This window comes from Halomonas sp. PA16-9 (assembly GCF_009728585.1).
Taxonomy (GTDB): domain Bacteria; phylum Pseudomonadota; class Gammaproteobacteria; order Pseudomonadales; family Halomonadaceae; genus Vreelandella; species Vreelandella titanicae.
Window position 1 is genome coordinate 573,129 of the sequence record NZ_CP040452.1, and the last position, 25,442, is coordinate 598,570.

Annotated in this window: 17 protein-coding genes and 6 pseudogenes; 7 read left to right on the top strand and 16 right to left on the bottom strand. The window is 56.6% G+C overall.

Annotated elements, in window-relative coordinates; all coding sequences use genetic code 11:
- Positions 1 to 106 precede the first annotated feature (106 nt).
- From dctP to FDY98_RS19060, 4 genes are all read left to right on the top strand, one after another.
- A complete protein-coding gene (dctP, locus tag FDY98_RS19045; protein WP_155706088.1) occupies positions 107 to 1,081 on the top strand; it encodes a TRAP transporter substrate-binding protein DctP in 975 nt (324 codons plus the stop codon).
- 122 nt (positions 1,082 to 1,203) lie between these two features.
- Positions 1,204 to 1,719, top strand: a complete 516-nt coding sequence (locus FDY98_RS19050; RefSeq protein WP_035538735.1) for a TRAP transporter small permease — start codon at positions 1,204 to 1,206, stop codon at positions 1,717 to 1,719.
- Between the two features lie 13 nt (positions 1,720 to 1,732).
- The gene (locus FDY98_RS19055) at positions 1,733 to 2,989 is read left to right on the top strand and encodes a TRAP transporter large permease (RefSeq protein ID WP_155706089.1); all 1,257 of its coding nucleotides are present in this window, start codon (positions 1,733 to 1,735) and stop codon (positions 2,987 to 2,989) included.
- A gap of 49 nt (positions 2,990 to 3,038) precedes the next feature.
- Positions 3,039 to 3,800 (top strand): M15 family metallopeptidase, encoded by a 762-nt coding sequence (locus tag FDY98_RS19060; RefSeq protein WP_197029743.1) that lies wholly within the window; start codon positions 3,039 to 3,041, stop codon positions 3,798 to 3,800.
- A 29-nt stretch (positions 3,801 to 3,829) separates the two neighbouring features.
- On the opposite strand, the gene FDY98_RS19065 is transcribed toward FDY98_RS19060, so the two are convergent.
- The 4 genes and pseudogenes from FDY98_RS19065 to FDY98_RS19080 all read right to left on the bottom strand — a co-directional run bounded on the left by FDY98_RS19065 (position 3,830) and on the right by FDY98_RS19080 (position 6,842).
- Positions 3,830 to 4,597 carry an amino acid ABC transporter ATP-binding protein gene (locus tag FDY98_RS19065; RefSeq protein ID WP_022521645.1) on the bottom strand — a complete coding sequence of 256 codons (768 nt, stop codon included), beginning with the start codon at positions 4,595 to 4,597 and terminating at the stop codon, positions 3,830 to 3,832.
- Positions 4,590 to 5,255: an amino acid ABC transporter permease gene (locus FDY98_RS19070; RefSeq protein WP_022521644.1), complete on the bottom strand. Its 666-nt coding sequence runs from the start codon at positions 5,253 to 5,255 to the stop codon at positions 4,590 to 4,592. The genes FDY98_RS19065 and FDY98_RS19070 overlap by 8 nt, the downstream gene beginning before the upstream one ends.
- Positions 5,256 to 5,278: 23 nt before the next feature.
- On the bottom strand, positions 5,279 to 5,920 hold the full coding sequence (locus tag FDY98_RS19075) for an amino acid ABC transporter permease (RefSeq protein WP_022521643.1): 642 nt from the start codon (positions 5,918 to 5,920) through the stop codon (positions 5,279 to 5,281).
- Positions 5,921 to 5,985: 65 nt separating this feature from the next.
- Positions 5,986 to 6,842: pseudogene (locus FDY98_RS19080) on the bottom strand (transporter substrate-binding domain-containing protein).
- A 301-nt stretch (positions 6,843 to 7,143) separates the two neighbouring features.
- On the opposite strand from FDY98_RS19080, the pseudogene pdxR reads away from it, so the two are divergent.
- Positions 7,144 to 8,645 (top strand): annotated as a pseudogene (gene pdxR, locus FDY98_RS19085) (MocR-like pyridoxine biosynthesis transcription factor PdxR).
- A gap of 21 nt (positions 8,646 to 8,666) precedes the next feature.
- On the opposite strand, the pseudogene FDY98_RS19090 reads toward pdxR, so the two are convergent.
- Positions 8,667 to 10,012 (bottom strand): annotated as a pseudogene (locus tag FDY98_RS19090) (aspartate aminotransferase family protein).
- A gap of 223 nt (positions 10,013 to 10,235) precedes the next feature.
- Here FDY98_RS19090 and FDY98_RS19095 point away from each other — a divergent pair.
- Positions 10,236 to 10,997 carry an SDR family NAD(P)-dependent oxidoreductase gene (locus FDY98_RS19095; protein ID WP_022521639.1) on the top strand — a complete coding sequence of 254 codons (762 nt, stop codon included), beginning with the start codon at positions 10,236 to 10,238 and terminating at the stop codon, positions 10,995 to 10,997.
- A gap of 129 nt (positions 10,998 to 11,126) precedes the next feature.
- Here FDY98_RS19095 and FDY98_RS19100 read toward each other — a convergent pair whose 3' ends face one another.
- Positions 11,127 to 14,234, bottom strand: coding sequence for an efflux RND transporter permease subunit (locus FDY98_RS19100; protein ID WP_027957109.1), 3,108 nt, complete (start codon positions 14,232 to 14,234; stop codon positions 11,127 to 11,129).
- Positions 14,221 to 15,381: an efflux RND transporter periplasmic adaptor subunit gene (locus tag FDY98_RS19105; RefSeq protein ID WP_027957110.1), complete on the bottom strand. Its 1,161-nt coding sequence runs from the start codon at positions 15,379 to 15,381 to the stop codon at positions 14,221 to 14,223. The genes FDY98_RS19100 and FDY98_RS19105 overlap by 14 nt, the downstream gene beginning before the upstream one ends.
- Before the next feature lie 100 nt (positions 15,382 to 15,481).
- Between FDY98_RS19105 and FDY98_RS19110 the strand changes: the two genes are divergently transcribed.
- Entirely contained in the window at positions 15,482 to 16,150 is a 669-nt protein-coding gene (locus tag FDY98_RS19110; protein WP_027957111.1) for a TetR/AcrR family transcriptional regulator, read from the top strand.
- A 13-nt stretch (positions 16,151 to 16,163) separates the two neighbouring features.
- On the opposite strand, the pseudogene FDY98_RS19115 reads toward FDY98_RS19110, so the two are convergent.
- The 9 genes and pseudogenes from FDY98_RS19115 to otnK form a co-directional block, all read right to left on the bottom strand.
- Positions 16,164 to 17,035, bottom strand: a pseudogene (locus tag FDY98_RS19115) (NAD(P)-dependent oxidoreductase).
- A 28-nt stretch (positions 17,036 to 17,063) separates the two neighbouring features.
- Positions 17,064 to 18,520: pseudogene (locus FDY98_RS19120) on the bottom strand (aldehyde dehydrogenase family protein).
- A gap of 63 nt (positions 18,521 to 18,583) precedes the next feature.
- Positions 18,584 to 19,860 (bottom strand): annotated as a pseudogene (locus tag FDY98_RS19125) (TRAP transporter large permease).
- Complete coding sequence (locus FDY98_RS19130; RefSeq protein ID WP_009285964.1) at positions 19,857 to 20,420, bottom strand: TRAP transporter small permease; 564 nt, start codon at positions 20,418 to 20,420, stop codon at positions 19,857 to 19,859. Before FDY98_RS19130 ends, FDY98_RS19125 begins: the two are co-directional and overlap by 4 nt.
- Before the next feature lie 60 nt (positions 20,421 to 20,480).
- Positions 20,481 to 21,500: a TRAP transporter substrate-binding protein gene (locus tag FDY98_RS19135; protein ID WP_051430582.1), complete on the bottom strand. Its 1,020-nt coding sequence runs from the start codon at positions 21,498 to 21,500 to the stop codon at positions 20,481 to 20,483.
- A 104-nt stretch (positions 21,501 to 21,604) separates the two neighbouring features.
- A complete protein-coding gene (denD, locus tag FDY98_RS19140) occupies positions 21,605 to 22,567 on the bottom strand; it encodes a D-erythronate dehydrogenase (protein WP_027957116.1) in 963 nt (320 codons plus the stop codon).
- A 77-nt stretch (positions 22,568 to 22,644) separates the two neighbouring features.
- Positions 22,645 to 23,442: a 2-oxo-tetronate isomerase gene (gene otnI / locus FDY98_RS19145; RefSeq protein ID WP_027957117.1), complete on the bottom strand. Its 798-nt coding sequence runs from the start codon at positions 23,440 to 23,442 to the stop codon at positions 22,645 to 22,647.
- 43 nt (positions 23,443 to 23,485) lie between these two features.
- The gene (gene otnC, locus FDY98_RS19150; RefSeq protein ID WP_027957118.1) at positions 23,486 to 24,145 is read right to left on the bottom strand and encodes a 3-oxo-tetronate 4-phosphate decarboxylase; all 660 of its coding nucleotides are present in this window, start codon (positions 24,143 to 24,145) and stop codon (positions 23,486 to 23,488) included.
- Positions 24,142 to 25,440 carry a 3-oxo-tetronate kinase gene (otnK, locus tag FDY98_RS19155; protein WP_027957119.1) on the bottom strand — a complete coding sequence of 433 codons (1,299 nt, stop codon included), beginning with the start codon at positions 25,438 to 25,440 and terminating at the stop codon, positions 24,142 to 24,144. The genes otnC and otnK overlap by 4 nt, the downstream gene beginning before the upstream one ends.
- Positions 25,441 to 25,442 lie beyond the last annotated feature (2 nt).

The window sequence follows — 25,442 nt, forward strand, 5'->3', positions numbered from 1 at the left end:
CGCCCTTAGCGCCTCATAGCTCACGACAATAAACCAGGAGACTTACGATGTTTACTCAGCACTTTTCACCCAAACGACTCATCTCGGCTTGCTGATTGGCTCTGCCATGATGGCAGGAAACACTCTTGCAGCCACCACCATTAATCTGAGTTACAACGGTGCCCCAGATCCCGAAAAGAATGCTGTCCACGTCTTTGCAGAGAACCTTAAAACGTTGGTAGACGAAAAAACTGACGGTGAGATACAGCTTGAGCTCTACCCGAATAGCATGCTGGGTGATGAAGAGGAGCGCATGGAACAAACCATGAATACGCCCATGCTCAACGTGGCGTCATTTGCAGGCGTCTCTCCTCTCGTTGATGAGATCTTCGTCAGCGCTATTCCGTTTCTGTTCGACGACTTTGCGGCGGCGCGTAGCTTCTTCGATGAAGGAGAGTATTGGCAGGAAGTCAGCAATGCTCTGCAGGAGCGTGCCGGTATCGATATGCTGGCGGTCGTCGAAGAGGGGGGCTTCCTGGCATTCACCAACAATGAACGGCCTATCAGCCACCCGGACGACTTCGAAGGGCTGCGTTTCCGGGCCATGGATCCCAGCCAGGTAGCCCTCTATGAATCCTTCGGTGCCTCCGGTACTCCCATTCCCTGGACAGAGACCTACATGGGACTGCGTACAGGAGTGGCCGACGGCCAGATGAACCCGCCGATGTATATCATCCTGGGCAGCCTCTACGAAGTGCAGGACTACCTGACCCTAGCCAATATCCAATACTCCGATCAGTTCCTGGTGGGCAATAGCGACATGATCGCAGGTTGGGACGATGAGCTTCGCAGCACCTTTATGGAGGCCGTCTCCGAAGCTAATCACAATGCCCGTGAGCACAACGAGGAACAGGTTGAGGCACGTATCGCCTACCTGGAAGAGCAAGGTATGGAAGTGATTCGCCCTTCTGAAGAGGAGCTCACCGCTTTCCGCGACATTGGCCAGCCCGCCTATCTTGAGTGGCTCGAAGAACGTGATATCGAGCAACGCTGGATCGATATGGCGCTGGAAGATGCAGGCATGAGCGAACTGCTCGACTAACGGCTGTTAACACCGTTGCAAAACAGGGGCTGGAACCTTACCGGCCCCCTATTTCCAGTACTTAATATCCCAGTACTGAATGTTCTAGTGCTTAACGTTTCTGTGCTTCCTGGAAGGCTGCCATGTTTAATACGCTTCGATCCCGTCTATTGGCGATCAGCCGCCCGGTGTCCCTAACCCTGGCGGGCGCGCTGCTATCCCTCAATGTTGCGGCCATATTGTATGGGGTGTTTGCCCGCTACATCGCCGGTGGTGCCCCCATTTGGACAGATGAGATATCGCGATTTTTGATTATCGCCACCGTGATGCTCGCGGCTGGCACCGTCTGGTCGGAAGGGGGTCACATGCGCGTTGGTCTGTTGGAGAAGCTACTGCCACCCCCTCTCGCGCGTTTGCTGAATGTATACCAGTGGCTACTCACCCTACTGATTGCAGCGGGGGGGGCTTGGGTCAGCTATCGCTATGCACTCTCGGTCAGCATGTTTACCACCTCAGGGCTTGGCATTAGCCGCACGGTGCCCCTCCTCTCGCTACCCGTTGGCTTTTTATTACTGGCTTGGCATGCGCTTCTCTATGGCCCCGCGCCACTTAAAACTGTCGAGGACTCTCCATCCACAACCGTTGAGGACTCCTTATGATTGTGACGATGCTGTGGTTTTCCTCGGCCACGTTTTGCTTGGGCTTCCTCTGTTCATCGCGCTACTGACCACGGCGATAGTAGGCTTTCTGTTTGTCGACCCCTCGATGATTCCACGTATGCTGCCCCAGCAATTCTTTGGCGGTATCAATGTGTTCTCCTTGATGGCTATTCCGTTATTCATCTTCGCTGGCAACCTGATGAACGTCAGCGGCTTAACCGAGCGCCTGATGGGGTTCGCCCGCCTGATAGTGGGGCACTTGCGGGGCGGTATGGGCCACGTCAACGTGGTGTCGAGCGTTTTCTTCGCAGGCGTCAATGGCTCAGCGGTGGCGGATACCTCGGCACTGGGGTCGCTGTTAGTACCTGCCATGGAGAAGGAGGGCTACTCAAGGGCTTTTGCCGCTGGGTTGACCGCCGGTAGCTCGCTGATCGGCCCGATTATTCCACCCAGTATCTTTATGATCCTCTACGCCTCACTGACCAACACCTCAGTAGGCGATCTATTTCTGGCGGGCGTAGTACCAGGTCTGCTGCTGGGGGTTGCCTTTATGGGCATGAACGCCTGGTATGCCTGGCGCCACCGATTACCCAAAAGTGGCCAGTTGCCCTCAATCGGCCAACTTGGCATAGCCTTCGCGGCCGCTCTGCCCGCGCTTATCGCTCCCTTTATTATTGTTGCTGGCATCGTGCTGGGCTTTGTGACGCCTACAGAATCGGGCGCGTTGACAGCGCTGTATGTGGCCTTATGTGGCTTTGTGCTGGGAGGGTTACGCTTTAAAGAGTGCTGGCAAGCCATCCTTGATACGGCACGCTTAACCTCGGCGATTTTTCTCATCATGGCGGCCTCGGCGACGATTAGCTGGCTGCTCTCCTATGCGCAAGTACCTGCGCAGTTTGTATCCCTGCTATCACCCTACGTGGACAATAGCGTGGTTATTTTATTACTGCTTAGTGCAATCACCTTCATCACGGGCATGTTTATGGAGGAGGTGTCGGCATTGATGCTACTGACGCCGATCTTTGCGCCGGTGGCTATGATGGCGGGTATAGACCCCACTCATCTGGGCGTCATCATCACACTGAACATTACCATTGCATTGATCACGCCACCGCTGGGCGCCTGTGTGTTCGTGGCCGCCGCGGTTAGTCGGCTTGAGATAGTGTCGCTATTTAGAACCATTTGGCCCTTTGTGCTGACGGCGATTGCGGTGCTTATTCTATTAATCCTTTTTCCATCGCTGACGCTGTGGCTGCCTACTCAGTTTTGACAACTAGTTTTAATAACCAGCTTGGATAACACTCTGCTTGGATAACATAATGCCTTTGAGCACACTATTGAAGGCCTTGCCGCCTATACCCAGCCATTCAGCTCCCTGCTGGGAACAGCTGCGCCGCGCGCCTATTGAAGATAACGGCGAGCGCTTGGTACCGATGAGCCTCGCCCCGGCACCGGTCAGCGTGTTCCCCGCCTATGCTCGGCTGGGTATTCCGGGTGCGGTGCCGGAGTGTTTCGTTCGTGAGGGGGTTTATCGGGCGCTGCTCGCTGCGGCACGTAGCTTACCCGAGGGCATCGGGTTGATCGTACTGGATGGCTGGCGGCCATGGCGGGTGCAGCAGTACTTGTTTGATACCCTGCATGAAGCCATCCACCACCACCATCCAGACCTCAGCGAAGCGGAGCTATTGGAGCGTACAAGAGAGTTCGTATCGGTACCCAGTCGCGACCCTTTAGCCCCCAGCCCGCACCTCACCGGCGGCGCCGTCGATGTCACGCTTTGTGATGCCGATGGCCTGCCACTGGATATGGGCACCCTGTTTGACGAGGCGCTTCCCGCCTCCCATAGCGACTATTTCGAAAAGCTGGAAATGCTTACCCCGCAGCAACATAAGGCGCGGGATAACCGCCGCCTGCTCTATCACACCCTGCAACAACAAGGCTTCACCAACCTGCCCAGCGAGTGGTGGCACTTCGATTATGGCGATCAATTATGGGCCTACTACGGGCCGCATGATCATGCGCACTACGGCCCGGCAGAGCTGGATACCATAGAGAACCGCTGGCGCAGGCAGTTGGGGTAATGATCTAGCCAGCGCCAGATTCAGTGTGCTCACACCGCAGGCGCTTCAAGTTCCAGAAAGCGCCGTACTCGGTCGGTTTTAGGGTTCTCAAAGAACTCGCTGGGGTGGGATTTTTCAATGATGATGCCTTTGTCGAGAAAGACCACTTGATCGGAGACTGCCCGGGCAAACTCCATTTCGTGGGTCACCAGCACCATGGTGTAGCCTTCTTTGGAGAGGTCTTTGATCACCCCAAGCACTTCCCCCACCAGCTCGGGGTCGAGGGCTGAAGTGGGCTCATCGAACAGCATCACCTTAGGCTGCATGGCGAGTGCCCGCGCAATCGCTACCCGCTGTTTCTGACCACCAGAGAGTGTGTAGGGATATTGTTCACGCTTGTCGGCCATGCCGACTTTTTCGAGCAGCGCCATGGCCCGCGCGTCAGCCTCGGTTTTGCTTAGCCCCTGAACATGAATAGGCGCCTCGGTGACATTGCGCAGCACGCTTAAATGAGGCCAGAGGTTAAAGCCTTGGAACACCATGCCCAAGCGCGCGCGCATGCCTGCCAGCTCACGGCGCGACATGTGTTTTCCAGTGTCACTCACGCCAATGCGATCACCAGCAATACGGATGTCGCCCCGGTCGGGTTGCTCAAGCCAGTTAATGCAGCGTAGCAGGGTAGATTTACCCGAACCCGATGAGCCCAAAATACTCACCACTTCGCCGGGCTGAACTTCCAGCGATACATCCCGCAGCACTTCGGTGCCATCGAAGCTTTTGGAAAGGTTACGAATACTAACAGCGGCGGTCTCAGGCATTTTCGAATCCTCGCTTGGCGCCAAAACGGCCAATCATTTTGATAAATAGTTCTAAACCAATACTGATCAGCCAGTAGAAGCCGATCACCACGATGAACGCTTCCATGGGAATGAAGTAGGTGCTCGACAGGCTGCTCGCCGCCGCGGTGAGTTCGCGCACGGTGATGATCACCAGAAAGGCGGTGTCTTTGAGTAGGATAATCAACTGATTACCCAATAAGCCGCGGGTTTTCAAAATCAGCTGCGGCAAGATAATGCGCATAAACATTTGGGGCTGCGAGAACCCTTGGGCGATTGCTGCCTCTACCTGCCCTTGGGCGAAGGTAGCGCGGCAGCCGCGCAGAATCTCCGCGAAGTATGCGCCATGGTAGATCACCAGGGCGATAATCCCGGCCGTCCAGGCACTCATGCGGATGCCTGCACTAGGTAAGCCGTAATACAGCAGGTAGGCCAGGATCAAAAATGGCAGCATACGCATGCCATCGATAAAAATCCGCAGCGGAACCTTTAACCGTGGGCGGGAACCCTCCAATAAAAACACCATGGCGCTGCCCATTAAAAAAGCCAAGACAGCGGATAAACCAAATAGCTTTAAGGTGTTATAAAAACCACTTAAAAACACATCGTAAGATGACCAAAGAATTTCCCAGTTGCTCATAGAGACTCCCTAAAACGACCACCTTAAACGGCCAGCCGGCTGGCTTTACGCTCAGCCACACGTTGAAACCACACCAACAGACTGATAATCAGCATATACAGCGCCGCAGCCGCTAAAATGGGTGGCAGTGGGTCGTAGGTCACCGCCGAAATACGGTTGGTCACACGAGTCAGGTCGACGACGCCGATGACCGCAATAGCGGGGCTGCCTTTAATCAGAAATGACATTTCATTCACCAAGCCCGGCAGGCTGGTAATGGTGATTTGTGGCAGCATAATACGGCGGAAATAGACCCACGGTGTCATACCGATGGCCAGGGCCGCTTCACGCTGCTCTTTGGAGAAGTTGTTAAAGGCAGAGCGCCAGATTTCAGCGTTAAAAGCAGTGGTATTGAGGGTTAACGCGATAATACCGGCCACATTGCGGTTGAGGTTAACGCCCATGGTCGGCGCGGTTAAGAAGATAAACAGCACCAGCGTCACCAGCGGCGTTGCCCGCGCCAAGCTAATGTAGACGCCTAGCAATTGATGCAAAACGGGAATTTTGGCCACCCTAAGCAATGCAATCAAAAGCCCCATTACCACACCGATGGCAATGGAGATGCCGGATATCCAAAGCGTTGTCCAGGCGCCCTGGATGAGAAGCCCCCATGCGCTACTGTCCATGCTCACCCCCTAATTCGCGATAAGAAAACCGCCGCCCAGCCTGGGCGGCAGGCGAATGTGATGGCTTACATACCGGCCATTTCGTGGAACTCTTCCACTGAGGTGATAGGGGTTGTCGGCAGGTCATCAAAGGACTCGCCAAACCACTTTTCCTGCAGCTCGGCCAGGCGGCCAGAATCACGCAGGTGGCTCATAAAGTCGGTGATATAGGCCAGCAGTTGTGGGCTGTCTTTAGGCATCGGCCAGGCAACATAGCCAGGACCAGAGACCGCTTGACCGGCTTCAAATACGTCAGGGCGTTCACTGATCAGGTCATTAACCGGCACGATGGAGTTAATCACGTAATCGACACGACCGTTGGCCAGGTCAGCGTAGATTTCTGGATAGGCCTCATACTGCATTACGTCGCCCAGCTCGCCACCACTCTCTTCCAGCATGACCTCCAACTCTGGCAGGCGCGATAGCAGTGCACTGCCCGCCTGAACACCCAGCGTCATACCACTTAAGTCTTCAATGCTGTTGATACGGTCATCACCTGCCCGCTTAATGTAAAGTGCTGTGCCGATGCAAACGGCGGCGCGTAGTTAAACACCCGCAGGCGTTCGTCGGTCACCGACGCGCCGGTAAGTGCCATGTCGTATTGGCCCGATGAAACCGAGGCCAAAAGCCCCGTCCAAGGCAAAATATCCTGGCGGACTTCAAAGTCAGCGTACTCCTCAAGCTCAATCAAGATGTCTTTGATAAATCCATCGGGGTCGCTGCCACTCATAAAGTTAAACGGCGCGTAGTTATCTTCGGTGGCCACGCTCATATAGCCACGGCTCTCTATTTCATCTAAATCCGCAGCGGAAACGGTCAGTGACGCACTTAAAGCAAGTGCGCCGATGCTTATTGCGGAGGCTAAGGCAGTTACTTTTTTCATCGTCTGATATCCCCTAGGTTTTCAAAAATACGCTTTTAAAAAATACGTTTTAGAAAAAGCAGTCAAAACATCGCTCGCCTTTGCGTTTGCAGCGGGTCTGCAAACAGTTGGGCGATATGCAGAAGCTGACTTCACCCTAGATTTTTATCCTCTCTGCGATTAGAGCCAGTTAGCGCAAATTAAAAGGACAGTTACCGATAGCCGCTGCCGACAACAGAACTGGCACGAAAGATGCTTTTGTTTAAGGAGAGATGCTTGAGTGAATGGGCTAGACGGCCAGGGTTTTGAAGAGGAGATGTGCATGACATCGCTGTGTCTTGAGGTCGACCCTAACGCTGGCGCCTGCCTTCAAGAACAACTACGCAAAACGCTGCTGGAAGCGATTCGTATGGGCAGTTTACCCAGCGAGGACGCGCTGCCCTCCTGCCGCAAGCTTTCACAACAGCTGGGTATTTCGCGTAATACGGTGGCGATTGTTTACGAAAAGCTGGTCGAGGATGGCTATTTAATAAGTCGCCCTCGTAGCGGCTACTATTTACACCCTGATTATAGCGACCCTCAATCAACGCTTAGTTCATCACTAACAGCGTTAACCGAAACCAATAACGGCGCAATAAGCGCACCAAACTGGCACAAACGCATTGCTCAGCGCCCTACTAACTACCAAGGAATCCTCAAGCCCGGCAATTGGTCGGAATATGCCTACCCGTTTATTTACGGCCAGTTAGATACGCGACTTTTTCCGTTAGCCCAGTGGCGAGATGTTTCTCGGCGCTTATTAAGTTCGCAACGCGATAAACCCTGGCTGCGCGACCGTATTGACCAGGACGACCCGCTTCTGATTGAGCAATTGCGCAAACGTATTTTGCCGCGCCGGGGAATTTTTGCTCGCTCAGAAGAAATTCTGATCACCATGGGAACGCAAAATGCACTCTATTTGATTGCCCAGTTGCTCTGCCATCGGGGCACCCGAGTGGCCCTGGAATCTCCCGGTTACCGCGAGGCAATGAATGTGTTTGCTCAGCGCCGAGCCAGTCTGCAGTTGCAAACCGTGGATACGGAAGGCATGCGTCTTGAGGGGTCTCAGCAGTGTGACTATCTGTACGTCATGCCCAGTCATCAGGTGCCCACGGGCGTCACCATGAGCCGCGAGCGACGCGAGACTTTGCTGGCCCAGCTACCCCATCGCGACCAAATCGTGATTGAGGATGACTACGACGCCGAGATTCATGGCGACCAGTTCGCACTGCCAGCCCTCAAAGCCAGTGCGCAGAGCGCGCGAATTATCTACATGGGCAGCTTATCCAAAGCGCTCTCGCCTGGGCTGCGCATGGGTTATGTCGTGGCCGATGCTGAAGTGATTGACGAGCTGCGAGCGCTGCGCCGCATGATGTACCGTCACCCACCCGCCGCGTTACAGCACCAGCTGGCACAGTTTATTTCACAAGGCTATTACGAACGCTACCTCAAGCTCCATGTGGAGGAGATCGACCGGCGGCGCGACACGATGCGGCTCGCTATTGATCAGGCATTGCCCGGCTGCCTCAGCCACAGCAGCAGTCGTTCCAGCGCCTTCTGGATGGAAGCGGATGCGGGCATCGACACTCAGCGGCTAGCCTGGCATGCCGCCCAGCGGGTGTGCTCATTGAACCCGGCTTCCAGCACTTCTTCGATGCCGCCCCGCCGCGGCGCTTTTTCCGGCTAGGGTTTGGCGCCATCGAGAGGGAGCGTATCGACCCAGGCATACAGCGCCTGGGCCTCGCCTACGATAACGCCCTGAGTACTTTAACAACGGGCACTTAAAACGGGCATTTAAAAACCAATCTAGCGTGATGCCGTATAGTTTTTCAACACGCGATCCAAGATGGCTAAACCCTCCTCTACTTCAGCGGCCGTTACGATACACGGCGGAACCACATGGATGCGGTTCTCAACGGTAAAGACCAGCAGTCCGTTTTCCATTAATTGCTGCTTGAGTTGCAACACTGCCGCCCCTGGCAGTGGTGTTTTGTAAACCGGGTCGCTGACGAGCTCTAAAGCGTGAAACACTCCAACGCCCCGCCAATCTCCAATGATGGCGTATCGCTCGGCAAGCTGTTGCAACCCTGCGGCTAACGGGCCATTACCCACCGCGTCAGCGTTTTTAACCACGCCCTCTGCTTCCATCGCATCCAGGGTCGCGACTATCGCCGCCATTGCCAGCGGGTGGCCGGAATACGTCAGACCGCCGACAAAGAAGTGGTCATCGAAATAGCGTGAGATGGATTCAGAGATAATCACGCCCCGGCAGGCACATAGCCCGAGTTCACCCCTTTGGCGAAGACGATTAAGTCCGGCGCCATGTCGTAATGTTCAAAAGCGAACCAGCGCCCTGTGCGACCAAAGCCAGCCATCACTTCATCTAGAATCAGTACAATACCGAACTCATCGGCGAGTTTTCTAACGCCCTGAAGATACGCCTTCGGAGGTAACAGTACGCCAGCCGTACCGGGAATGGTTTCCAGCAGGATGGCCGCGACCGCATTAGCACCTTCGCACTCAATTACCCGGCGCAGGTGTTGCAACGCCCGCTCACACTCCTCCTCTTCATTGCGCGCCCAAAACTCACTGCGATAAAGGTAAGGGTTGAAGAAGTGCACATGGCCGCTGGCATACTCATTGGGCACCCGCCGCCAATCACCGGTGGCAGCAATCGCTGAACCGGTGTTGCCGTGATAGGAGCGGTAGGCGGATAGTATTTTGCTTCGCCCGGTATAAAGACGCGCCATACGAATGGCATTTTCATTGGCATCCGCGCCCGCATTGGTGAAAAACACCTTACTAAACCCAGCGGGCGCTTTGGCGATAATGCGCTTGGCCGCTTCGCCCCTAGCCAAGTTGGCATGGGCGGGGGCAATGGTACACAGGCTCGCGGCCTGGGCTTGAATCGCGCTCACCACTTTGGGGTGCTGATGGCCGATATTGGTATTGACTAACTGGCTACTAAAATCCAGATACGAGCGCCCCACATAGTCCCATACGCGACACCCTTCAGCCCCTGCAATCACCATGGGGTCTAAACTGCCTTGCTGTGCCCAGGAGTGGAACACATACTGGCGATCTAAGGTGTGTACATAAGTATTATCCACACCGCTTTCGGGTGGATGTGAAGCGGCAATATTGGTATTCATAGCAAGCACCTTAAGTAATCCGTTAAGAAATAGCGTGCTTGCCAGCCTAGTGAGTCAACCGTTTAGGCTGTAGGGCCAGTCGTTACATACCAGAGGGACAGACGAGTGATGTCACAGTAACGGGCACGAACTGGCTCTAAAGGCTTGAACCAGCGTTGCTTACAGTGATGTCAGAACTCGCCCCATCGCCTTTTAATCATTTAAATAACGTGGAGAGATTGCAATGCCTAGCGTACTTATTACCGGAGCGACGTCAGGGTTTGGTAAAGCGGCAGCCCAGCGCTTTGCCAAAGCGGGCTGGTCATTGATTTTAACCGGGCGACGCGTAGAGCGCCTCAAAGCACTTGAAGAGGAGCTTTCCAAGCAGGTTCCCGTGCTAACGCTGGCGCTGGATGTCCGCGATAGTGACGCGGTGACTGACGCCATTAGCAACTTACCGGAAACGTTTCTGCCGCTGACGTGTTTAATCAATAATGCGGGGTTAGCCCTGGCACCGGAACCGGCGCAAAAGGTGGCGCTGGAGGATTGGCACACCATGATCGACACCAATATCACGGGGTTGGTCAATGTGACACACGCGGCGCTGCCGCTGCTGCTGAAAACCGGTAAAGGCGCGAGTATTCTCAATCTCGGTTCCGTAGCGGGACAGTGGCCCTATCCAGGCGGGCATGTGTATGGCGCGTCGAAAGCCTTTGTTCAGCAGTTCAGCTACAACCTACGCTGCGATCTGTTAGGTACTGGCGTGCGAGTCACTGACCTGGCGCCCGGCATGGCAGAAACCGAGTTCACGCTGGTCAGAACTAAAGGCGACCAGGCCGCTTCGGATGCACTTTACCGGGGTACGACGCCACTTCAAGCAGAAGATATCGCCGAGCAGCTTTACTACTTGGCCACGCTGCCCGCCCATATCAACATCAATCGCTTGGAAATTATGACCGTTCGTCAGGCATGGTCAGCGTTTGCGGTTGATCGCGACCCGGCTTAAGCCTGCTGCGCCGATTTTAATAGGCCACCCGTTGAAATGCGATAACGCCCTTTCTCTTTGACTAGATAAAGGGCGTTATCCACTCGTTTCATTACGCTTTTGACCGATTGTTGATACATTCTATTTTACTCATCCTTGTAAAATAGTCGTGCGGTCATGAGGCTTAACGTCAACAGATCTCGATACCCACAGCCGATAAAGGGCAGGGGTAAAGAAAAACGACACTAGCGTCGCCAAGAGTAGTCCAAAACCAACCGTTTGCGCGAATGGGGGCCACAGCCCACCAGTGGCCAACATCAGCGGAATTAAGCCTGCAAAGGTAGTGACCGTGGTCGAAACGATATGCCGACTGGTAGGGCCACTGATCACCGCCAGCATGGCATCGATATCGCCTCGGCGGGCGGCTTCATCGTCATCAAAGGCAGCAATAATGATAATGGTGGCATTGATCGCTACCCCCACCAGCCCCATGATGCCGACGATAATCACAAACCCAAACGCATGCCCGCTTAGTAGCAGCGCCACAATGCCCATACCCATCGCCTGGGCGCCGGCAATAAATACGATGGCGGCCCGCCGAAAGGAGTTAAATGCCAATACCACGGTGGCCACCATGGCTATGACCAGCAGCACCACCGAGGCAAGCAACTTGCCCACGGCGTCATCTCGCTCGGCGGCTTCACCACCGGTTTCGATTCGGTAACCAGGGGGCAATTGAAACGCCCCTGACGCCAACGCTGCTTGAAGCTTGGCATCCAACTGAGCCATGGAGACCGCCGGAAGAGCGTCGGCCACCAGGTACCCTTGTACCAACTGCATCCGTTCAGCGTTACGGCGGGTAATCACGCTCCAGGCAGGCGTGAGTGACACCTCTGCCACCGCCGCCAGTGGCAGTCCCTCAGCTACTTGATCGCTGACCAGGCGCAGCGCCGCCAGCTGTTCGGCGTTAGTGCGCCACTCATCGGCGTAGCGCACCCGCACCGGCAGTTGCTGCGTGTCCTCCAGCAACATGCCTGCTGATTGCCCCGAGAGCGCGGCCCCCACTTGTTCCGCTAGCCGCTGCGGCGTTAGCCCCGCATCACTCAGTGCGGTGTGGTCGATATCCAGGGTTAACCTGGGCAAATCACGCTGCATGCCGGCGCGCACATGGGTCACCTGAGGCAGTTGGTGCATCAGACCCGCTAGCTCAAGTCCCAGCGATGACAGCACTGCTAGATCATCACCATAGACACGTAGCTCAATCGGGGCTTTAAACGGCGGCCCCTGCTCATACTTGCGCACTACGCTTTGGGCCTGGGGGAAATGCCGATCAAGCGCCTGCTGTAAGGCGGGCACCCGTTCATTAGTGATTTGTAAAGAAGCTGTGTCCACAATCAGGTGCAAAAATGCCGGGTTGTTATCCTCATTGGTAAGCACGTTGTAGTACATCATTGGCGCGCTTTCACCGACAAACGCCGAGACGCGGATGATGCCCGGCAGCTCACGAATCATGGCATCGACTTCATGGGCCAGTGCTTCGGTGTTGGCCATACTGCTGGCGGGGGGCAGGCGCACCTCAATGTGAAACTGGTCGCGGTCTGCAGGAGGAAAAAACGCCACGTCCAGCGTGGGCATCAACGCCATGCCCCCCACTGGCACGCACAGGGTGATGATCATGGCGGCCCAGGGATGACGCAGCGCGCTGCGTACCGTACGGCGGAAGCCGCGCTTGAGCATCCCACTGACGCCGTTATTTCGAGGCGTTGGAGGTTTATCAGCGACCCTGGCTAACAGCATGGGTGACAGCGCAGGCACCAGCAGCAACGAAACCAGATAAGAACTTACCAGTGCGACCATCACCGCCATGGCCAGGGGCCCTACGAATTCCCCCGCAGGGCCTGGCATCAACACAATCGGCATAAACGCCAATATGGTGGTTAAGGTGCTGGCCAGCAGCGGCACCGCTAAGTGGCGTAATGTGTCCCGGGTAGCGGCAAGCGCTGAATCACCTTTCAAAAAGCGCTCGCGCAGGGCGTTGGTCATCACAATGGCATTGTCGACCATCAGCCCCAGCGCCACGATAATACCGGTAATGCTCATCTGGTGAATATCGATACCCAGCGGCTGGAAGAGCGCCAGAGTGAGCAGGGCCGTGGCGGGAATCGCCAACCCCACCGTCACCGCCGAGCGCCAGCCCATGGTGATGAACAGAATCGCCACCACCAGCGCTAGCCCCATCAGCAGGCTGCCAGCCACGTCACTTAAGCGCTGGTTGGTGTAACTGGCCTGTTCGAAAACCTCTTCAACCGCGATGCCGACAGGCAATTCATCGGCGAACACCGCCAACTGCTCTTGTGCTTTTTCCACCCAGTTATCAATTCGCTGGCCGGGAGCCATACGTGCGCCGACATACACCGCTCGTTCGCCGTTAAGCAGTGCCACTGCGGCGGGCGGGTCTTGCACGCCCCGGCGTAGCTCAGCCAACTCGCCAAGTCTTACGGTGTGCCCCTGCCGAGTCGTCACTTCTATCTCGCGTAGCCTATCGAGCGCATCAAACTCACCGCTTAGCCCCACTGTCAGCCGGTGGCCGTCGGTGACCACTTCACCAGCGGTACGTCGTCCATCGCTTGCCTCAATAGTGGCCGCTAATTGCCCGACGGAGAGCCCCAAGGCGTTCAGTTCAAGCGGGTTAACCCTCACCTCTACCTGCTCCCCCGCCACGCCAAAGCGGTGGGTATACTCTGTGCCAGGGACGTTTCTAAACGCTGCTTCCAAACGCTCGGCGTAGCGCTCCATCAGTTGGGGATTGGGCGGGGTATCCAGTGTCCAGCGCAATGCGGCCACGATGCTAAATGCGTAGCCCCGATCATCCAGCAGTTCCGGCGTTTGCACGCCGTCAGGCAGGGTAGGGGCGACATCGGCCAGTTTGTCCCGTACGCGACTCCACACCGGCGTCACGTTTGTCACTTCGTCCTCAAGCTCAAGGCTAATCACCGCAATGCCCTGGCGTGAGGTGGATTCCAGCACGTTAATCTCAGCGATAGTGCGCAGCTCATCCTCAATGGGACGCGCCACTAAAGCTTCGACCTGCTCGGGGGTGGCGCCAGGAAAAGGCGCAAGCACGGTGGCCATGCGCGCCACCAAATGGGGGTCTTCCGCGCGTGGCAGCGTTTGAATGGCCGACAGTCCGGCGACAACGAGAAGGCCCAGGGCTAGCGCTAACAGTCGACGGTTAAATAACCACTCAAGGCGCTTCATAGGCCACTTCCTCGCTTAGCGTGACCTGCTGACCTGGCGTTACACGGTGGGTGCCACCGGTAATCAGCCGCATGCCCGACGCCAGCGTGCCGCGTACAAAGGCCTGGTCTCCTTCGCTATGCAATAGCTCCACGCTGGCCTGGGCCACACGGTAGTGATCGTTCTCTAACGGCTCGGCCACCAATACGTTCCACAGGCCACGGTCGGCGGCTTGCAGGGAATCCAACGGCACCCAGTATCCGTTTGCGGGCTCTGTGATCTTGTAGCGCAGCTCTGCCAGATCGCCGGGCACGGCATGGTCTGGGGTTTCCAGCGACACCACCAGCGTCTGGGTGCGACTGTCGCTATCAACCTGGGGGAGCCGAGCACGTACCTTACCGCTGACTTCCTCACCATTCACCATCAGCTCAACGGCTTCACCTGGCGTAAACGTCGCGGCCAGCGCTGCGGGTAGGCCAAGATGCGCTTCTAACTGCTCGACATCGATAAGATCGAAAGCGGTAGTGCCGCTACTCACCAAACTGCCGACACTGACATGGCGCTCGATCACTCGTCCGCCGAAGGGCGCTTTTAACGTGCTGTCATCCAAATCGGCGGTAAGGCTATCGCGCTCGGCTGCCAGCGCCGCCAGGCGAGCCTGGAGGGTCAGTCGATCTGTCCGGGCCTGATCCAGCGCCGTGCGGCTGGCAAAGTTATTCTGGTTTAGCTGCGCTTCACGCTCCTCCTGGCGCTGAGCCAGGGCGAGGCTGGCACGGGCTTCTTCACTGCGTGCAGCTACCTCTGCTAAGCGGCTTTCCAATCGACGGGTATCCAGCGTGGCAAGCACATCCCCCTGTTCAACAGCATAGCCTCTGTCTGCTGACACAGCACTGACCCGCCCCGCGGGTTCGAACGCCAGCGATACCGACTGGCGCGCCACCACACGTCCGGTTAAGCGCACATCGCGTTGCAGTTGCTCGGCTTGCTCCAGGGCCTTGGTCGACACCTGTAACAGGGCGTTATCAGCGCCTTGCTGGCGGGTCTGCTGAGCACTGCTGTGCTGACTGGAGAGAGAAAACACCGTCGCCAGTGTGCCACCTACCATCAACAGCGCCGCCAGCGTGCCGCGAAACCGGTGGTTCCAGGAAGTTTTTAGAGGAGTGCCCATGTTGGCCTCGAAACGGTTTATTCTTGAACGATACCGTTCACTATAATATTTGTACGCTCACGTTCAATATTTATTTACTCAATAGCCCGGATTGCACCGAATGACAGAGCCCCAACATACATCGCCTGAACCAAAGCGCCGCGCTGGACGACCCAAGGATATGGCTAAACGGGATGCCATGATGGATGCGGCGACGTGTCTGTTTTTTCGCCACGGTTTAGAGGGGGTAACGATGGAAGCCGTTGCCCGGGAAGCGGGGGTTTCCAAAGTCACAGTCTACGGCCACTTTGTGACCAAAGAGGCACTGTTTGGCAGTGTGATACGTCGCGAAACCGAAATCATCCGCAGGGGATTAGATAAACTGCCCGACACCCACGAGGGGGTTCGCCAATCATTGATCGAAGTCGGCATGAGCTTAGTGCACTTTTTGTTGGAACCCCATGTCTTGGCGGTTGAGCGGGTGATGAACACTCAGGGAGAGCAGCACCCTGAGCTGCTACAGGCTTTTTTTGAGGCAGGCCCTTGGGCCACTAAGCAGTGGCTGCAGGAGAAATTGGAGGGACTAGCCCAAACCGGGCATTTAACGCTTGGCACACCCACGCTTGCCGCCAGCCACCTGTGCAGTATGTGGCAAGGCATGTTGGTCACAGAAGTCCGCATGGGCGTTCGCCACCTCCCCAGCGATGAAGAGCTGCATCATCAGGTCAGTAGCGCCGTGGATGTGTTTTTGGCGGCGTATGGGAAGCCCTGTAGAGATAATAACGGTTGAGTCACCCTCTACCTTAACGCTGCTCAAGCACACCGATTAGTGCGGGTATTGGCAGGCTTTGATCCTCTACCGATTTATACAGGTTGCGGACGGCTTCAGCGATACCTCCCTCCACGGCGAGGTCTTCGGTCATCGTATGGTAGTAACCGAGGTCTTTGCTGGCATTGGCAACGCTAAACTTAAAGCCTGAAGGGTCATTGTCAGCGATATAGGGCGCAGCCGCTCGAGTACTACCCCTCCGCCGCCGCCTGCGCCAAGCACTTCAAGCAAGGCGGTATCGCTGATGCCCGCTTTACGTGAAGCGACAGTGGCCTCCGCCAATACCGCAGAAAACCCAAGCGAAACAAAATTATGCAGCAGTTTAAGGGTATGCCCCGCGCCCATATCGCCCGCATGGGCAATATTTTCGGCAAAGCCCTGCAGCAGAGGCAGCGTTTCATCGAACAGTGCCTTCGGCGCACCGACAATCAAGTTGAGCCGCCCTTCAGCCGCTTCTTTGGGGGTGCGCGTCATGGCGGCATCCATAAAGCGCCCGCCAGCCTCTGTGACTCTGGCAGCGACCTTTTCTGTTGAACTGGGCAGCGCAGTGGAGCAATCCACCACGACACAACCGGGCTTTAACCCCGCTAATACGCCGTCGGGTTCAAACAACACGGCTTCTACTTGAGGCGAGCCGGTGACGCATAAAATCACCACCTCAGCACTCTGGGCCACCTCTCGTCCTGTATTCAACGCGATGGCACCGGCTGCCAATAGATCATCTACTGGCTGGTTACCGGAGTGGTTCAGAAAACTGACCTGATGGCCTGCGCGTAGCAGGCTACTCGCAATCCCATGGCCCATCAGGCCCACGCCGACGATGCCTACTTGGCTGACTGATGTCATTGTTATCACCTTAAAGCTGGTTCGTCCGTTAATGTTTAATCGCGATAGTTTTAATCTGAGTGTAGCTTCGCAGGCCCTCAAAGCCTTTTTCCCGACCGTGCCCGGAACGGCCAACACCACCAAATGGTAGCTCTACACCACCGGCGGCCCCGTAGTTGTTGATGAATACCTGGCCGCTACGAATCCCTTTGGCCAAACGGAGCTGACGGCCACCATCGCGCGTCCAAATACCGGCACAGAGTCCAAAATCGGTGGCATTAGCCAGCGCCAGAGCTTCCGCTTCGTCCTCAAACACCTGCACCACCAGCACTGGGCCAAACAGCTCTTCTTGAAGCACTTCATGCCCTTCGGGAATATCGGTGAGTAGTTGAGGCACGACGAAGTGGCCGCCACTTGGCGCGCTTGCCGCTAACTGGCCTTTTGCCGCCACGCGAATACCGTCGGCTTCGGCGGCCGCCAAGCGCGCTTCCAGCTTGGCTTTTTGACGCGCATTGATCAGTGGGCCACAGTCAGCGTCCGCTTCGCCGGCATCACAGCGCAGGGCAGCGAAGCGCTCGCTGAGGTTAGCAACCACGCTTTCTGCGATCTCCCGCTGCACCAGCAAACGGCTGCCTGCAGAGCAGGTCTGTCCGGCATTCTGGATAATGCCTCGCACCACCGCAGGAAGCGCGGCATCAAGATCCGCATCAGCAAACACTAACTGAGGAGACTTACCGCCAAGTTCCAGGGTGACGGGTACATGGTGCTGCGCGGCCGCCTGGGCGACATGGGTGCCGGTCTCTGGCGAGCCGGTAAAGGAGAGATGATCAATGTTTGGGTGGGCAGCAAGGGCAGCACCCGCTTCAGCACCAAGCCCTGGCACCACGTTGAGTGCACCCGCCGGAAGGCCATGATCCACTGCCAGTTGCGCTAAACGCAGTACGCTTAAACAAGCATCCTCCGCGGGCTTGAGTACAACGGTGTTACCCGCGGCCAGCGCCGCCGCTACGCAGCGCCCGAAGATCTGTGAGGGGTAGTTCCAGGGAATGATTTGCGCACACACGCCGTAGGGCTCACGCAGGGTCATGACCGCGAAGTCGGTCTCAAAGGGGATGGTTTCACCGTGAAGCTTGTCCGCCGCCCCGCCATAGAAGCGAAAGTAGCGCGCGCAGGCACCAATATCGCCCTGGCTTGAGTCATGGGCTTCCCGGTATCAGCACACTCAAGCTGTGCCAGTTGCTCGTGATGCGCCTCGATAATATTTGCAAAGCGTAGCAACCATTCGCTGCGCTGCCGGGCAGACCAACTCGCCCACTCGCCCAATTGGCCGGAAAACGCCTGGTGTGCCGACTCAACGGCTGCCTTTACGTCACCCTCCTGGCTACGTGCTATACGTGCCAAAGGCTCACACGAAGCTGGTGCTTCTACTTGTAAGGTAGTGGCCGTATCAACCCACTCACCACCAATCAGCGCCTGCTGAGGCGGTAACACTAATGCATCTTGCATATCGCACTCCTTTAATTGTCATTGTTCGGGTAATGCTAAAAAGCGACAGGATTCAGGAAAACATTAACCGTAAAAAGCAGTCACCAGCCCCATGGAAATCCACGGCATATAGGTAATCGCCATTAGGCAGGCCAGCACCACCAAGACAAAACGCAACAGCCATGGCAGCATTTGATCGATCGATATTTTGGCGACCGCACAGGCAGCAAAGAGGTTTACGCCTAGCGGCGGCGTAATCATGCCAAGCGCCAGATTAACCACCATCACCAGCCCAAAATGAACGGGGTGGATACCGAACTGAATGGCGATGGGCGTCAATATCGGTGCCAACACCAGAATAGCGGCGGAAGTTTCGATAAACATGCCGACAACCAACAGCAATGCATTGACCACCAGCAAAAACATCAGAGGATCATTGATGGTGTTGGTGACCAGAGTGGCAATTTGCGCGGGCAGCCCCGTTCGGCTTAGCAGAAAGCTGAAGAGCGAGGCGGCGGCAATAATCAGCATGACGGCAGCTGTTGAGACAACGCTCTGGCGCATAATCGGCCACAGGTCATCGACCTTCAGTTCACGGTAGTAGAAACCGCCAACGATCAGGGCAAAAAACACCGCCACGGCGGAGGCTTCAGTCGGGGTAAATATCCCGCCATAGATACCGCCAATCACGACCACCGGCATCAGCATCGCCACCCAGGCACGCTTTACCGAGATCATAAAGCCGGTACTGTCTTTATAGTCGTCCTTGCCGTAACCGCGGACTTTGCAGAACAGGTAGAGAAAGAGTATCAGCGCGCTGCAATCAATATGCCGGGGCCAATGCCGGCGAGGAACAGCTGACCAATGGACGTATCGGTACTCACGCCATACAGAATGAGAGGAATCGACGGGGGGATAAGCACACCCAGCTCAGCGGATGACGCCTGAATGGAGGCAGCCAAGGGCTTAGGGTAGCCATGTTTTACCATCGCCGGAATCAAGATGGCGCCAATCGCAAAGGTGGTGGCCACACTGGAGCCTGACACCGCCGCAAACATCATGCAGGTCAGCACACAGGACATCGCCAAGCCACCCTGCACCTTCCCCACAATAGATTTGGCTAAGTCCACCAAGCGCTGGGAAATGCCCCCTGCGGCCATCAAATTCCCGGCAAGAATAAAAAACGGGATCGCCATCAGCGGGAATTTATCGATGCCGATAAACATCTGCTGCGGCACCAACAGCAGCGGCAGGCGAGTAAAGAATTCGATGCCGATAATTGACGCCAGGATAATCGAAATCGCGATCGGCACGCCGAAGGTGAATAGAATGATCAGCGACAGGCCAATAACCATATTCATGACTGCGCCCCTCCTTTAGGGAGATGGCCATCTTCAACCAACGCCTTTTCAGGGGTAATTTCGCTATTCTCCGGCCCTACCTTTTCACGTCCACTGAGCTGCGCTAAAAGCCGAGCCGCAACAGCCACAATGGCAAAACTTGAACCCGTGGGAATCGCCGCATAGGCCCACGACATCGAAATATTCATTCCCGACATGGTTTGATTGCTCACCCGCATCGTCATTTGGATGCCGTAATGGATCAGCACCCCAAGCACCAGCAGGCAGCACACCACAATGAGCACCTCTAAAAGAGTGAGAAAACGCGCAGGTACCACTTTATAAACGACCTCCACCGCCATCATGTAACCGCCCCGAAAGGTGGCGGCAGCGGCCATAAATACGCACCAGATCATGGCAGCGCGGGAGGCGACTTCCGTCCAGGTAGAAGGGGCGTTAAACACAAAGCGGGTGAGCACCTGATAAAAGCTGAGGGTTACCGATATCGCCAGCATCACCACTGCAATCAGCATTGCAAGCCGGGTTAACTGATGCTCAAAACGAAGAAATACCGCTAGCATAAGAGATCACCATGCCAAAGCGGCCTCCGGCGTTTCCGGAGGCCGAGGAGGGAGAAGCGCTCAGCAACTGCTGGCTTTTTCCTGAACACGATCCAGCATTTCCGTGCCGTACTCAGAGGTAAATATCTCATAGGCGGGCTGTACCGCTTCCTGGAAAGGAGCAACATCGATATCGGTTTTTACCGTCATACCGTTCTCTTCCAGCAGCGCCACACCTTCACGCTCTAGCCGCGAGACCTCTTCACGGGTCGCTTCAGCAGATGCGACAGCAGCTTCCCTAAACCAACCACGCTCTTCATCGCTTAAACCATCCATCAGAATTGGCGACCCCAGTACGATGGCCGGCGAATAGACGTGTCCGGTTAGCGAGAGGTAATCCTGCACTTCCCAGAAGTTGGTCGCCACGATGACGGTAATAGGGTTCTCCTGGCCATCGACGGTGCCCTGCTGGAGCGCGGTAAACAGCTCCGGGAAGGCCATCGGCGTTGGCCGAGCGCCCATTTGGCGGAATGCTTCCTGATGCACTGCGTTCTCCATGGTGCGCACGCGCAGGCCCTCGGCATCTGCGGGTGTGGCGATTTCTCGCTGGCTATTGGTCAGATGGCGGAAGCCATTCTCTGTCCAAGCCAGGCCGATCAAATCGTGATCAGCCATTTTTTCCAGTAGTTCGTCGCCAAGCTCACTATCCAGCACGCAGCGCGCCTGGTCGTAGTTTTCGAACAGGAACGGCAGGTCGAGCACATAGGTTTCGGGAACGAAGTTACCTAGTGGACCAGTGGAGGTAATCACCACATCGACGGTGCCGATTTGCAACCCTTCGATCATCTCCCGCTCGCCGCCCAGCGACCCCGAAGTGTGCTCGGTCACCGTAAACTCGCCATCAGACAAACGCTCCAGCGCCTCTTTAAAGGCATCTGCACCCACTGAGTAGTGGGAGCTATCAGAAAGGGTGTGCCCCAGGTTCACTTCCGTCGCCGCATGGGCTTGTAGTGCAATGCCAACGGTAGCAATACCGCTAATCGCCGCCACCAGGGCATGGCGTGTAATTGTGGGTGTCTTTGTAGAGTGTTGCTTAGTCATTGAAGTGCCCTCTTTATGTTGTTGTGAGGGTGGAGTGTGGAGCGACACACGCTATTGGTAGCGTCGCCCCAGGCTTTTGCCTACCTCGGGTGGCAGGCCGGAACTCACGACGGTTCAGTAACGAACGCATCAATAATCTGTTTAAAGTTGTCGTCGCCCACAAAACCAAGCTGCTTGGCTTTCGCGGTTTCAAAACGCGCAGGCCAGCTCGCCACAATGGCTTCAATGCGCGGGTCAGGCTCATGGCGTACCAGCGAAAGCGCTTTCTCGCCGGCCACATCGCGCAGTGCTGCCAGCATATCGGCTACCGTGACGGTAATGCCGGGTAGCATAAAGGCGCGAAAAGAGGCCAGGGCTTCGCTCGGCACTTCCGCACCATGAATCAGCGCCGCCACCACTTTGCCCGGTGACATCACAAACATCGGCAGCTCGGTAGGCACCGGGCAAACCGCCTCTTCGCCCTTGAGCGGCTCACGTAGGATGCTGGAAGCAAAGCTGGAGGCCGCAGCATTAGGGCGGCCGGGTCGAATCACAATCGTCGGTAGGCGCAGCACTAAACCATCAATGAGCCCTCGGCGGCTGTAATCGTTGATGAGCAGCTCGCACATGGCTTTTTGTGCACCGTAGGAGTTTTGCGGATGGAGTGCCGTCATATCATCCAGTACCTCCGGCAACTCACCGCCGTAGGCCGCCACGGAGCTGGCCATAATCAAGCGAGTATCGGATAGCTCCTGCTCCCGGCAACCTTCCAGCAGCGCCCGTGTGGCATCGAAGTTAACCCGCATACCGAGTTCCAAATCGGCTTCTGCGGCGGAGCTTACGACCGCCGCCAGGTGGTAGATCACATCAGGTCGCTGCTCTAACACGCTATCCAGTGCGTCGGGTTGGGTAATATCCAGCGCCACTGATGTCACAGCAACACTTCCCGCTGCAGGCTGCGGCGCTTCGATCTGGTCAATCAGTGTCAAGCGCGTAATAGGCTGCTGGCGAAGCTCACCACGTTCAAGCAATTGCTTGACTAAACGCTGGCCGAGAAACCCAGCAGCACCGGTAATGGCAATATGCATCGTGAGGATCCTGTTGTAGTGTTATTATTGTTCATTCAGTTGGGGCCGATCAGTGGGAGTCGAGCAGATAGTGCCGATCAGTGTGTGGTTAGGCCCCACACCTCGCCCCACCCCAGCCCCGCGCGAGTGTCGGCCTGGGGGCGATACTCGCAGCCGATCCAGCCGCTATAGCCCAGCGCGTTTAAGCGCTCGAAGATGGCCGGGTAATGCACCTCCCCCACATCCGGTTCGTGGCGCCCGGGTACGCCTGCGGCTTGAATATGCCCTATGGCGCTGAACTGGCGCTCAAGGTGGCGAATCAAGTTGCCGTCCATAATTTGGCAGTGGTAGAGATCAAACTGTAGCTTTAGATTTTCTGCCCCAACCTCTTCCAATACCGCCATGGCCTGGGCCTGGCGAGAGAGAAAAAAGCCGGGCATATCGCGCGTATTAATCGGCTCAATCAGTATGTCCCGACCAACCTTGACCGCTTCACTCGCAGCAAAGCGTAGATTGCGGATATAGGTAGCGTGGTGTTCAGCCTGGGTCGCGGCATCGGCATCTTCCGGTAGCAGGCCCGCCATTGCATGCACCCGAGGACAGTTGAGCGCTTCAGCGTAACGTAGCCCTTCAATCACCGAGTCACGAAACTCTCCTTCTCGACCCGGCAAGCTCGCCAAGCCTCGTTCACCTGCATCCCAATCGCCTGGCGGCAGATTAAACAGCACTTGCTCCAGTTGGTGCTTGTTCAGCGCATCTCTTAACTCATCGGCGGCATAGGCGTACGGGAACAGGTACTCAACGCCTTTAAAGCCCGCCTTCGCAGCAGCGGCAAAGCGATCCATAAAGGCGTGCTCGTTAAACAGCATGCTGAGGTTGGCGGCTAATCGAATCATCGTGGTGCTCTTGTTGTTCAGTACGTCATTGTTAAGTACGTCGTTAATCCCGTGGAAAGCGCGCTTCCAGCTCCGCCACCTGTTCCGGCGTTAGCCCTCGCGGGTTTTCACCCCGTAGCAGCAGGTAGAGCTTGGCGGTTTCTTCCAATTCTTCGGTGGCGTAGATCGCTGCCTCGAGGTTTTTACCCGCCACCACCGGGCCGTGGTTAGCCAGCAATACCGCGCTGTGTTTGCCCGCTAACCCCCGCACTGCATCGCCCAGTTTGGGGTCGCCAGGAATGTGATACGGCACCAGCGGCAGTTTCCCCACCCGCATCACGTAGTAGGCAGTGAGTGGTGGTATGCAGTCGCAGGGATCTACGCCCGGCAGGCAAGAGACCGCCACCGAGTGAGTGGAGTGCAGGTGCACAATCGCGCCGGACTGCGGGCGCTCCTCGTACATCGCCATATGCAAAAACTGCTCCTTGGTAGGCTTATCGCCACTCAGCAGTTGGCCGCTGTTATCCAGATGGGAGATCCGCGCAGGATCCAGCCGCCCCAAGCATGCGTTTGTGGGTGTCATCAGCCAGCCGCCATCGTCCAGGCGCACGCTGATATTACCGCTAGAGCCCATGGTCAGGCCGCGGTCAAACAGCGATTTCCCCAGAGTGCTGATCTGCTCACGTAAACTGTTCTGGGGATGGCGATGCAAGTGGATGCTCATACCAGCACCTCAAACGCCCGAGTAAAAAAGTCGACGCCACCAAAGTTGCCAGATTTCAGCGCCAGCGACAGCGGCGCATTGCGACCGGCTAGAGGGGCTTGGGTCCAGGGTACGCCGGGGTCGATCTGCTCGCCGATGCGCAGGGTGGTAATACCCAGCGCCGAGACCACCGCGCCGGAGGTTTCGCCCCCGGCGACCAGCAACCGGCCCACGCCTTCGTTAACCAGCGTCACTGCCAGTTGGCTCAATGCTTTTTCCACCAGCGCACCCGCATGCGCAACGCCAAGAGCTTGCTGGGCGGCGTTAACCTTTTCAATATCAGCCGAGGCATAGAGCAGTACCGGCGCCTCTTGAGATAAGCGCTTGCGGGCAAAGGCCAGCGCCTCTTCCTGCTGTTGTCCTCCTTCAGCCAACGCCAAGGGATCAAGGGCGAAGCCGCCATCAGGGTGCTTGGCCAGAAAATCCGCTACTTGTGCCAGCGTGGCACGGGAACAGCTGCCGGAGAGCACCAGTGCACCGCCCGAGGCAGGCGATAAACGCCCCGGCTCATTGATCGTGCCCAGCCAGCCCTGTGCGCGGTACTGAGCAGGCAGTGCCTGCCCCAGACCAGAACCGCCGGTAACTAAGGGCATCGCAACGGTAACTTCAGCCAGAATATCCAGATCCTGTTCGTCCAAGGAATCACAGATCACGTGGCGAACCCCCTGACCTGCCAGCATCGTTAAGTGAGTGCGGGTCGCCTCTACGCCTTGAACCAGCACCGTGCGGTTGGCTAAGCCCACCGGGTGCGGCGTTTGGCGAGCGAGTACTCGCACGAGATCCGCGTCCTGCATGGGGTTCAGTGGGTGGTGCTGCATACCGCTGTCGTTGAGCAAGCGGTCGCCTACGAACAGATGGCCCTGGTAGACCGTACGGCCGTTAATCGGGAAGGCGGGAACCATCACCGTTTGGTGCGCCCGCAGAGCATCCAGCAGCGCATCTGCCACTGGGCCGATATTGCCCTGGTCGGTGGAATCAAAGGTGGAGCAGTACTTGAAGAACAGCTGCCGGGCGCCCTGCTGGCGAAGCCACTCAAGGGCAGCCATTGAGTCCGCCACGGCTTCGTCTACCGGGCAGGAACGCGATTTCAGCGCCACGACTACCGCATCGATATCAGTGAGGTCGACCTCTTGCTGAGGCACGCCAATCACCTGCAGGCAGCGCATACCGCCGCGCACCAGGTTATTGGCAAGGTCGGTCGCTCCAGTGAAGTCATCGGCAATGGCGCCCAGTACGATGTTCGCTCCCATTCCCATTT